The organism is Vibrio sp. Isolate24, from assembly GCF_022398215.1.
GTDB lineage: Bacteria > Pseudomonadota > Gammaproteobacteria > Enterobacterales > Vibrionaceae > Vibrio > Vibrio coralliilyticus_A.
In genome coordinates this window covers 115,882-123,682 of sequence record NZ_JAKEUU010000007.1, presented here as the reverse complement: position 1 = coordinate 123,682, position 7,801 = coordinate 115,882, and the positions used below count along the sequence as shown (strand labels likewise).

Here is a 7,801-nt window from a genome sequence, read left to right as displayed (position 1 = left end):
TTCCCCATGTGAGAGTAGGACATCGCCAGGCTTTACATTTAGACTTAGAGTCTAACCAGTGCGGAGCGGTAGTTCAGTTGGTTAGAATACCGGCCTGTCACGCCGGGGGTCGCGGGTTCGAGTCCCGTCCGCTCCGCCACTTATTCAGAGAAAGCCCTAACAGTCATGTTAGGGCTTTTTCGTATCTGCCGTATTATTTTGGTCTTGAGGCCAACGACTCCCGGTTGCCCATAACCCTTAACTAAGTCTCTCCACTACTGCTAGCCACTTATTGAGAAACCCAGTCGAACTGAAATTTAAAGCCCGTTGCTGACGCAACGGGCTTGTTTGTATCTGGAGATTAGTGGTGAAGTACTCGTCTTAGGTTGGCTAGAAGCAATATTTATACATAGCCTTGGAAAGTATCTCGATAGTAGGGTCGATAAATTCAAACGCCAGAAATTCATCCGGTTGGTGTGCTTGGTCAATAGATCCTGGGCCAAGGACTAGCGTTGGACATAGCTGTTGAAGGAAGGGAGCTTCAGTACAGTAATTGACAGTTTCTGAGTCAGTGCCACATATCTCTTCCACGCCTCCTATAAAAGGATGATCATGCTGACATTCGTAACCAGGAATCGGTTCGTGTAGAGGCGTTATATCAATCCGGCCAGGCCATTTGGCCTCGATTTCTTTTAAGGCGCCACGAAGCATGTTATCCAAGCCATCAAGGCTTATTCCAGGCAGAGGGCGTACGTCATAATGAAGCTCACAACAACCACAGATGCGGTTAGCGCTGTCTCCACCGTGAATGTGGCCAAGGTTAAGTGTTGGGCTTGGAATCGCGAACCCAGGATGATGATACTCTTTGATGAGCTTGTCACGCAACTGCATCATGGCAAAAAGGATTTCATGCATGATTTCAATAGCGTTGACCCCTAAGGCCGGATCTGATGAATGACCAGATTTGCCTGTGACTCGAATAGCATTGGCAACATGGCCTTTATGGCCTCGTATCGGAACCAAACTAGTAGGCTCCCCGATAATGCAATAGTCTGGCTTGAATGGTGCGTTATCGGTAAAATGACGCGCACCGAGCATGGTCGTCTCTTCATCACAAGTCGCCAAGACATATAACGGCTTACTTTGTTTACTCCAGTCAACCTTCTTTACTGCTTCAAGAATGAAAGCAAAGAAACCTTTCATATCAGCCGTTCCTAGACCATAAAAGCGGTTATTCGCTTCGGTGAGGGCGTGAGGTTCGTAATTCCAGCGGCCTTCATCGAAAGGTACTGTATCGCTGTGACCAGCCAGCAATAGCCCTCCTTCACCGCTTCCAATTTTGCCTAGCAGATTAAACTTCCCGGTTTCGACTTCGATGATGTCGACTTCAAAACCTATGTCTTGCATCCAACTGGCAAGCTTTTCAATGACTTTTGCATTCCCTTCATCCCAACTCGGATCGGTTGAACTGATGGAAGAGGTAGAAATCAGGCCCTTGTAGACCTCAAGAAAACTGGGTATTTGCATATTAAGTTCGCTTTGCCTGTTGACATAAATCAATAATGAAGGTAAAACACATAATAAATCAGTTTTGATGAATAAAAAACCATTAAAAGCTAGGTTTATTAAATTTATAGTCACTGATTGAGTGATGATTTTAAGGTCTTAATGGATGTCTGAGATGCTCAAAACTACAATTATTGGCGCCAGCGGTTATACCGGAGCTGAGTTAGCACTGATGGTGTATAAACACCCACAACTTACGCTATCAGGTTTATTTGTATCCGCCAATAGTGTTGATGCCGGTAAATGTATCTCTGAGCTACATGGAAAACTGGCGGGTATTATCAGTCAGCCTGTAGAGCCTTTAAAAGATATCAATGCTGTAGCGGCGGAAAGCGATGTAGTTTTTCTTGCCACTGCCCATGAGGTTAGCCACGACATTGCGCCTACGTTTTTGACACAAGGTTGCCAGGTATTCGACTTGTCGGGCGCTTTCCGAGTTAAGAAGCACGGCTTCTATAACGAATTTTATGGCTTTGAGCATCAGCATGAAGATTGGCTAGATAGCGCAGCTTACGGTCTTGTTGAATGGAACCACAGCGCTATTAAACAGAGTCAGCTCATTGCTGTGCCAGGCTGTTACCCAACAGCCTCACAGCTTGCGATTAAACCTTTGGTCGAGGCGGGTTTGCTGGATTCTGATCAGTGGCCAGTAATCAACGCAACCAGCGGTGTCTCAGGGGCTGGTCGAAAAGCATCGATGACCAACAGTTTCTGTGAAGTAAGTTTGCAGCCTTATGGCGTGTTCGGTCACAGGCACCAACCTGAGATCGCAACTCATCTAGGGACTGACGTAATTTTCACCCCTCACTTAGGTAACTTTAAACGTGGCATCCTTGCGACCATCACTATGAAGTTAGCTAGCGGAGTGAGTGAGCAGCAGATCTCAAAAGCATTTAATACGGCATATGAGAATAAACCTGCGGTTCGTCTGCACCAAGCGACGTTACCAAGTATTCAACATGTCGAAAATACGCCTTTCTGCGATATTGGTTGGAAGGTACAAGGCGAGCATATCATTGTCGTTTCTGCGATTGATAACTTGCTTAAAGGTGCATCGAGTCAAGCGATGCAGTGTTTAAATATCCACTACGGATTTCCAGAGTTAACTGCCCTTGTATAAGCAAGTCGGTAAAGGGAAAAGTAATGACAGATAACAAACCAACTCCATTAGTGATCAAATTGGGCGGTGCTGCCCTTTCGTGTACTGAGACGTTAAGTCAGGTTTTTAGTGCAATTGCTGACTATCAGAAGCAGGCTCAGCGACGAATCGTGATCGTCCATGGAGGAGGTTATCTAGTGGACGATCTTATGGCCCAGCTTCAGATTGAAACGCTGAAAAAAGACGGACTTCGTGTCACTCCCTATGAGCAAATTCCCTTAATAGTAGGTGCTTTAGCCGGTACGGCGAACAAGATGCTTCAGGGGCAGGCGATCAAAGACGGTTTGAATGCTGTCGGGTTATCCCTTGCTGATGGTGGGTTGTGTCAGGTTGAAGAGTTGGATCCAGAACTAGGCGCTGTTGGTAAAGCGACACCAGGTAACTCTACCTTGTTACAGGCGATTCTAGCTGCTGATACATTACCAATCATTAGCTCAATTGGCCTGACTGCAGAAGGTCAGATGATGAACGTCAACGCTGACCAAGCGGCGGTTGCCGTTGCTGGTGCCTTGGATGCTGAGCTTGTTTTGTTGTCAGACGTCAGTGGCGTTTTGGATGGCAAAGGGCACCTGATCAAGAGCTTAGATGAGCAAGAAGCACAAAGTTTGATCAATGGGCAGGTAATCACTGACGGCATGATCGTCAAAGTCAATGCAGCACTGGAAGCGGCTAACGATTTAGGCCGACCAATAGAAGTGGCTACCTGGCGTTATCCAGAAAAGCTCGCCGAGCTGTTTGCTGGGCAAAGCATCGGGACACAATTTTTACCTAACAATTAGTCGCTTGTGTTAAGGCACGAGCACAACAAAAAGAACGAAAAAGTCACCCGTAGCACTGACCGCCACGCGCAGAGCCGGGATTTTGGAGAAAAGAAAATGAGCAAGTTAAAAGTAAATAAAGTAGTAGTCGCATATTCTGGCGGTCTGGATACTTCAGTGATTATCCCTTGGTTGAAAGAAAACTATGATTGTGAAGTGGTCGCGTTTGTCGCCGATGTTGGTCAAGGTGCAGAAGAATTAGAAGGCATCGAAGCAAAAGCGAAGGCTTCAGGTGCATCTGAATGTTATGTCGCGGACCTGAAAGAGGAAATGGTCGCAGACTACATCTACCCAACGCTGAAAACAGGTGCTTACTACGAAGGTAAATACTTGTTGGGTACATCGATGGCTCGTCCAATCATTGCGAAAGCTCAGGTTGAAGTTGCGCGTAAAGTTGGCGCCGATGCCCTTTGTCATGGCTGTACAGGTAAAGGTAACGACCAAGTACGTTTTGAAGGCGCTTTTGCCGCTTTGGCCCCTGATCTTCATGTGATTGCTCCTTGGCGTGAATGGGACCTGGTTAGCCGTGAAGAGTGTCTGGATTACCTTGCTGAACGCAACATTCCTTGTACGGCTTCACTAACGAAAATTTATTCACGTGATGCCAATGCGTGGCACATCTCAACAGAGGGTGGCGTTCTGGAAAATACGTGGAATGCACCTAATGAAGATTGCTGGGTGTGGACAGTCGATCCTGAACAAGCTCCGAATGAAGCTGAATACGTGACGCTGAAAGTGGAAAAAGGTGAAGTGGTTGGTGTGGATGGTGAAAACATGACGCCATACAACGCACTTGTTTACCTGAATGAAAAAGGTGCTAAGCATGGTGTTGGCCGTATCGATATTGTAGAAAACCGTCTGGTTGGTATGAAGTCTCGTGGTTGTTATGAAACTCCGGGTGGCACGATTATGATGGAAGCGCTGCGTGCCGTTGAGCAGCTGGTACTGGATAAGACCGCATTTGAATTCCGTGAAGAGCTAGGCGTTAAGGCTTCTCATCTTGTGTACGATGGCCGTTGGTTCACACCATTGTGTAAATCCATTCTCGCTGCTTCAGAAGAGCTGGCTCAAGATGTAAACGGTGAAGTCGTGATTAAGCTGTATAAAGGTCAAGCTACGGTGACCCAGAAGCGCTCAGTGAACAGCCTTTATTGTGAAGAGTTTGCTACCTTTGGTGAAGATGAAGTTTACGATCAAAGTCATGCAGAAGGCTTCATTCGCCTTTACTCACTGTCTAGTCGTATTCGTGCGTTGAACAGTCAGAAAAAGTAACCCTTAACTTATTTAGCTGACGAGCTCATTTGCCTAGCAAATGGGCTCGTTTTTTTTGGTAACCAAAACAACAGCACTTAAAATACTAATGAATAAATATGTATAAATAATGAATTAATACTTTATTTTTGGTTTGAATTGCCGTAAGTTTGAACCATCAGAAAAATACTGGGTTTCACCCAGAAATAGCAATAGATCAAAAACTGTTCGCATTGACAGTGAGCACCGGTAATCAGGAGATACGCAATGGCATTATGGGGCGGAAGATTTACCCAAGCAGCAGACACGAGATTCAAAGAATTTAACGATTCATTGCGCTTTGATTACCGATTGGCAGAACAAGATATTGTGGGCTCAATCGCTTGGTCAAAAGCGTTGTTATCAGTGGATGTGCTTAATGAAGAAGAGCAACAGAAGCTGGAACTGGCGTTGAATGAACTTAAGCTAGAAGTGATGGAAGATCCTCATCAGATCCTTCGTTCTGACGCGGAAGATATCCATTCATGGGTTGAGCAACAACTGATTGGCAAAGTGGGTGACTTAGGCAAAAAACTTCACACAGGCCGTTCTAGAAACGATCAGGTCGCGACTGACCTTAAACTCTGGTGTCGTCAGCAAGGTCAACAGTTATTGATGGCATTGGATCGTCTGCAATCTCAAATGGTATCGGTCGCGAAAGAGCATCAGGCAACAGTTTTACCGGGTTACACACACTTGCAGCGTGCCCAGCCGGTCACATTTGCTCATTGGTGTTTGGCTTATGTGGAAATGTTCGAGCGCGATTACTCGCGCCTTCATGACGCTATCGAACGTTTAGATACCTGCCCCCTTGGCTCTGGTGCTTTGGCGGGAACGGCTTATCCTATCGACCGGGAGCAACTGGCACATAACCTTGGCTTTCGCCGTGCGACACGTAACTCACTGGATTCGGTCTCCGACCGTGATCATGTTATGGAGCTGATGTCGGTAGCTTCTATCTCTATGCTTCACTTGTCGCGTTTGGCAGAAGATATGATTTTCTACAACTCGGGTGAGTCAAACTTTATTGAGTTGGCGGATACTGTGACCTCTGGATCGTCGTTGATGCCACAAAAGAAAAACCCAGATGCGCTGGAGCTGATCCGTGGTAAGACAGGGCGGGTCTACGGCTCACTGGCTGGCATGATGATGACGGTGAAAGCATTGCCGCTCGCTTACAACAAAGATATGCAGGAAGACAAAGAAGGGCTGTTCGATGCGCTAGACACTTGGAACGACTGTATGGAAATGGCGGCGCTTTGCTTCGATGGCATCAAAGTAAACGGTGAACGTACATTGGAAGCTGCGAAACAAGGCTATGCGAATGCTACTGAGTTGGCAGATTATTTGGTGGCGAAAGGCATTCCATTCCGTGAAGCGCACCACATTGTGGGTGTTGCCGTAGTAGGGGCCATTGCGAAAGGCTGTGCGTTAGAGGAACTGTCGATTGCGGAACTGAAAGAGTTCTCCTCAGTCATAGAAGAAGATGTTTACAGCATACTGACAATAGAATCGTGCCTTGAGAAACGTAGTGCTTTGGGTGGGGTCTCTCCAAAACAAGTCGCTCATGCGGTTGATCAAGCGGAAGGGCGCCTTATCAAACGGGATACCTCTGCGGTGAATGTTCGTCCTGCGCGTTTAACGGATATTGAAGCGCTGGAAGGTATGGTGACTTACTGGGCAAATATGGGAGAGAACTTACCTCGTTCTCGCAGTGAACTGGTGAGAGATATTGGCTCTTTCGCGGTTGCGGAGCACCATGGTGAGGTGACCGGATGTGCATCGCTCTATGTTTATGACTCTGGGCTGGCCGAGATTCGTTCATTGGGTGTTGAAGCTGGCTGGCAAGGGCAAGGTCAGGGAAGTGCGATTGTGCAGTACTTGGTGGAAAAAGCTCGCCAGATGGCGATCAAGAAAGTGTTCGTTCTGACTCGCACCCCTGAGTTCTTTATGAAGCAAAGCTTCTTACCTACGTCGAAATCTCTGTTACCAGAGAAAGTGCTTAAAGATTGCGATCAGTGCCCTCGTCAGCATGCTTGTGATGAAGTGGCGCTAGAGGTGAATTTGGTTGAAAAATCGATTGCTCGATCAAATGTCGCATAATTTATTGTTCGGTAAGGATTTTCGAGAAAGATCAAAAAAGATCGAATATATTTGGGAACCTTATTAGAAAAGCAGGGTCTATTAAAGTACCACTGCTTTTTCTTAGAAGAATCTAAGAGAGCCCCAGAATCGACATTGATTTTGGGGCTTTTTTCTTTTCTCGTACCGAGAATGTTTCCCCACCCCTCATCACCTCTAACCTTTTTTGTTTCTGCGTCGCCAAGGAAAAATGACAAAGCGCATCCAGAGATGAAGGAATAACAAGCCGTTAAATGCAAATCCTGCGACGATCAGAGCGATGGACTCTATGCTCTGAGGGTTATCCTTGAAGGCAAACCACCAGATGACCCAGCATAATACCGATAGCACAGTAAGCTGATCCATACATCGCTGGCAACGGCCGATTTTTTTCCAGAACCAGTTGCTGTTTTTACAGTAGTGGCATGTCATGAGCGTCGTTTATTGGGTAACATATCTCTAGATGATATCTCAAGCTAACTTGAAAGTGATAAAAATGATCGAACGCCAACAAACCAAACAACGTATGAGCCGTATCGTGAAACATAACGGCACGATTTACCTATGTGGACAAGTGTGCGCAGATGCGACTAAAGGCATTACTGAGCAGACGCAAACTATGTTGGACAAAGTTGAAGAGTTGCTGCTTGAAGCGGGTAGCGACAAGGAGCATATGTTGTCTGCGACGATTTATTTGAAGGACATGAAAGACTTCCAGGAAATGAATGCGGTATGGGATGCATGGGTTCCTGAAGGTCACGCTCCAGCTCGAGCATGTGTTACTGCTGATATGGCGCGTGAAGCCTTGTTGGTGGAGATCTCTGTGATTGCAGCAGAGAAATAACGAGGTCTATATGAAAAAAACGAG

General features: G+C 46.4%; 7 protein-coding genes and 1 tRNA gene. 6 read left to right on the top strand and 2 right to left on the bottom strand.

Going from position 1 to position 7,801, the window contains the following annotated elements; translation table 11 throughout:
- Positions 1-62 precede the first annotated feature (62 nt).
- Positions 63-139, top strand: a tRNA-Asp gene (locus tag L1D23_RS19310).
- A 230-nt stretch (positions 140-369) separates the two neighbouring features.
- On the opposite strand, the gene argE is transcribed toward L1D23_RS19310, so the two are convergent.
- Entirely contained in the window at positions 370-1,506 is a 1,137-nt protein-coding gene (gene argE, locus L1D23_RS19305; protein ID WP_239870724.1) for an acetylornithine deacetylase, read from the bottom strand.
- Between the two features lie 154 nt (positions 1,507-1,660).
- On the opposite strand from argE, the gene argC reads away from it, so the two are divergent.
- From argC to argH, 4 genes are all read left to right on the top strand, one after another.
- Entirely contained in the window at positions 1,661-2,665 is a 1,005-nt protein-coding gene (gene argC, locus L1D23_RS19300) for an N-acetyl-gamma-glutamyl-phosphate reductase (protein WP_239870721.1), read from the top strand.
- A gap of 23 nt (positions 2,666-2,688) precedes the next feature.
- Complete coding sequence (argB, locus tag L1D23_RS19295; protein WP_239870718.1) at positions 2,689-3,483, top strand: acetylglutamate kinase; 795 nt, start codon at positions 2,689-2,691, stop codon at positions 3,481-3,483.
- A 96-nt stretch (positions 3,484-3,579) separates the two neighbouring features.
- Complete coding sequence (locus L1D23_RS19290; protein ID WP_019276996.1) at positions 3,580-4,794, top strand: argininosuccinate synthase; 1,215 nt, start codon at positions 3,580-3,582, stop codon at positions 4,792-4,794.
- Positions 4,795-5,040: 246 nt separating this feature from the next.
- On the top strand, positions 5,041-6,915 hold the full coding sequence (gene argH / locus L1D23_RS19285) for an argininosuccinate lyase (RefSeq protein WP_239870715.1): 1,875 nt from the start codon (positions 5,041-5,043) through the stop codon (positions 6,913-6,915).
- A gap of 195 nt (positions 6,916-7,110) precedes the next feature.
- Here the strand turns inward: argH and L1D23_RS19280 are convergent, their stop codons facing one another.
- Positions 7,111-7,365, bottom strand: a complete 255-nt coding sequence (locus L1D23_RS19280; protein WP_239870712.1) for a DUF3624 domain-containing protein — start codon at positions 7,363-7,365, stop codon at positions 7,111-7,113.
- Positions 7,366-7,429: 64 nt separating this feature from the next.
- Here L1D23_RS19280 and L1D23_RS19275 point away from each other — a divergent pair, with 64 nt between their 5' ends.
- Positions 7,430-7,777 (top strand): RidA family protein, encoded by a 348-nt coding sequence (locus L1D23_RS19275; RefSeq protein ID WP_006957166.1) that lies wholly within the window; start codon positions 7,430-7,432, stop codon positions 7,775-7,777.
- The last annotated feature ends 24 nt before the right edge of the window (positions 7,778-7,801 follow it).

Bases quoted from the DNA above. Each gene is read 5' to 3' on its own strand.
- argB (WP_239870718.1), top strand. From the start codon at position 2,689: ATGACAGATAACAAACCAACTCCATTAGTGATCAAATTGGGCGGTGCT.
- argC (WP_239870721.1), top strand. From the start codon at position 1,661: ATGCTCAAAACTACAATTATTGGCGCCAGCGGTTATACCGGAGCTGAG.
- argH (WP_239870715.1), top strand. From the start codon at position 5,041: ATGGCATTATGGGGCGGAAGATTTACCCAAGCAGCAGACACGAGATTC.
- L1D23_RS19290 (WP_019276996.1), top strand. From the start codon at position 3,580: ATGAGCAAGTTAAAAGTAAATAAAGTAGTAGTCGCATATTCTGGCGGT.
- L1D23_RS19275 (WP_006957166.1), top strand. From the start codon at position 7,430: ATGATCGAACGCCAACAAACCAAACAACGTATGAGCCGTATCGTGAAA.
- L1D23_RS19280 (WP_239870712.1), bottom strand. From the start codon at position 7,365: ATGACATGCCACTACTGTAAAAACAGCAACTGGTTCTGGAAAAAAATC.
- argE (WP_239870724.1), bottom strand. From the start codon at position 1,506: ATGCAAATACCCAGTTTTCTTGAGGTCTACAAGGGCCTGATTTCTACC.